General features: G+C 65.4%; 4 protein-coding genes. 1 reads left to right on the forward strand and 3 read right to left on the reverse strand.

All coding sequences use genetic code 11. The features are described 5' to 3' along the window. Positions 1-255 (forward strand): DUF2381 family protein (locus K8556_RS38745; protein WP_223745163.1); only part of this gene is annotated, 255 nt, incomplete at its 5' end. A gap of 302 nt (positions 256-557) precedes the next feature. On the opposite strand, the gene K8556_RS38750 is transcribed toward K8556_RS38745, so the two are convergent. The 3 genes from K8556_RS38750 to K8556_RS39365 form a co-directional block, all read right to left on the reverse strand. Next, entirely contained in the window at positions 558-932 is a 375-nt protein-coding gene (locus tag K8556_RS38750; protein WP_223745164.1) for a DUSAM domain-containing protein, read from the reverse strand. Then, positions 929-1,255 carry a hypothetical protein gene (locus K8556_RS38755; protein WP_223745165.1) on the reverse strand — a complete coding sequence of 109 codons (327 nt, stop codon included), beginning with the start codon at positions 1,253-1,255 and terminating at the stop codon, positions 929-931. Before K8556_RS38755 ends, K8556_RS38750 begins: the two co-directional genes overlap by 4 nt. 188 nt (positions 1,256-1,443) lie before the next feature. After that, complete coding sequence (locus tag K8556_RS39365) at positions 1,444-1,566, reverse strand: hypothetical protein (RefSeq protein ID WP_255653351.1); 123 nt, start codon at positions 1,564-1,566, stop codon at positions 1,444-1,446. Positions 1,567-1,712 lie beyond the last annotated feature (146 nt).

Raw genomic sequence — 1,712 nt, forward strand, 5'->3', positions numbered from 1 at the left:
GTGGAAATCCAGCTAGTGGTGAAGGCGGGAGCCTTGCCATGGGTTGCGAACGGGGCAACGCTTCGAGGCAAGGCCGGGGCAGAGTTGAAGGTTCTGCGTCTGTGGCAGCAGGGGCCCATCCCAGTAGGAGAGTTCGGGCTCGTAGTGGTCGAGGCCGATGCCCCTTCAGTAGCCGCCCAAGGGGCGTTCTCGCTCAAGCTATGGGAAGCAGACGGGCCTCGCGTGATCACGCTGGGCAACGTGACTTTTCCGTAGGCAAAGGTGCGACTGGTCGGGTGTTGTCGGTCAAAGGTGGGCGTAGGGTACGGCGCTCTCCTGCTGGGCTGCCTGGAGGCAGTTTCCGTTGCCCCCATATAGCCCCTCCCCGGAGGAATCAGGCGGCATGGCGCGGTATGGGGCGGGATGACGAAGGGCCAAAATCCCCAGGAAAATCGCGGGTCAAGGCGATCCTGCCTCGGAATTGGGTCGTTCCGTGCTGCGGGTTCGATTCCCTCCGCCTCCACAGTGAAAGAGCCTGGCAATCCAGTACGGGTTGCCAGGCTTTTTCTTTGGGCCCGTCAGTCGAGGTCCTCCAGGGACAGCTCCACCTGCTCGCGGTAGAGCGGCACCCGTTCCACGGCGAGCAGGTCCTCCAGCAGCTTCCGTGCTCCAACCTTGTCTCCCGCGCGCACGAGGTCCCGCGCCCTCATCTCCGTGATGTTCAAGCGGATGGAGCCGTCACGAATCCGCTCGCGCGCCTCGCGCAGCAGGGCGGTTGCCGTGCCCACGTCCTGAACGGCGACCTGCGCGTCGGACTCAAGAATGCCCACTTGCCGGGCCGTGCGCAGGAGGATCTCGCGCACGTCCGGGGTCAGCACCAGCGCTTCGCCCGCCTCCACACGCGAGGCCAGCTCCCGCACGGGGTCCCAGTCGATGTCCTCGGACATGCTCATCGCCCGCCCTTCCGCTTCCGGCACTTGTCGCGGGGCCAGTCGCCCTGCTGCCCCTCGCAGTACCGGAAGCAGTCGTAGCAGGAGCCCGACCAGTGGTCCTCCTGGCATTGCACGTACGTCTCCAGGCAGGCGCGCTTCCACTCCGGAAGGTCGCGGGAGAGCTCCTCTGCAGCCCGGGCGAAGAGGAGGATGTCCTCGGCCTCCAGGTCCGTGGCGCCGCACCGCGTGGGGTTGCCCGCGTGGGTCTTCACGCAGCAACTGATGGTGGAGTCCTGGGGACCACATTGCGCCTGGGCCAGGTACACCGCGGTGGCGCTGGGCATGGCGGCGCTCGCTCGGGCATGGGCCCCGCCACCGCAGCCCGCGCCCACCAGTGTGAGTGTCGCCACGAGCACGGCTACGAAGCGAGTGTTTCGGTTGTGCATGCATTGCCGCTTGGGATTGTTTTTGGTCGAGATTCAATCCCTAGCGCCTCCGACTTTGATAGTGCGCTCTTTCGGTGCCGGTACACCTACCACTGCAACGTGCTCAATCGCACGCCGTGCGCCAACGCGAACTCCTGCTGCATCTGCCCGCTGGCCTCGAACGCTCCTGCAATCCGCGTCCACTCCGGCTTCTCCACCTGATTCGCCATGCCGGACAGCGTCCGATGCGTTCTGCTACCCCGGCAATCCCTTGCAGCACGTCATTGGCCGGACGGTTGCCCATCCGCGTCCGTTTAACGCGGCGGCGAAAAGCAAAGCAGAATCAAAGACATAGGTGCAGCCGAGCAGGCAGGCC

Origin of the sequence: Corallococcus sp. AS-1-12, from assembly GCF_020036995.1 — a bacterium.
Classification (GTDB): domain Bacteria; phylum Myxococcota; class Myxococcia; order Myxococcales; family Myxococcaceae; genus Corallococcus.

What these genes read in the sequence shown, in the direction of transcription:
- K8556_RS38755 (WP_223745165.1), bottom strand. Translation starts at nt 1,255, where the DNA reads ATGCCCAGCGCCACCGCGGTGTACCTGGCCCAGGCGCAATGTGGTCCC.
- K8556_RS39365 (WP_255653351.1), bottom strand. Translation starts at nt 1,566, where the DNA reads ATGGCGAATCAGGTGGAGAAGCCGGAGTGGACGCGGATTGCAGGAGCG.
- K8556_RS38750 (WP_223745164.1), bottom strand. Translation starts at nt 932, where the DNA reads ATGAGCATGTCCGAGGACATCGACTGGGACCCCGTGCGGGAGCTGGCC.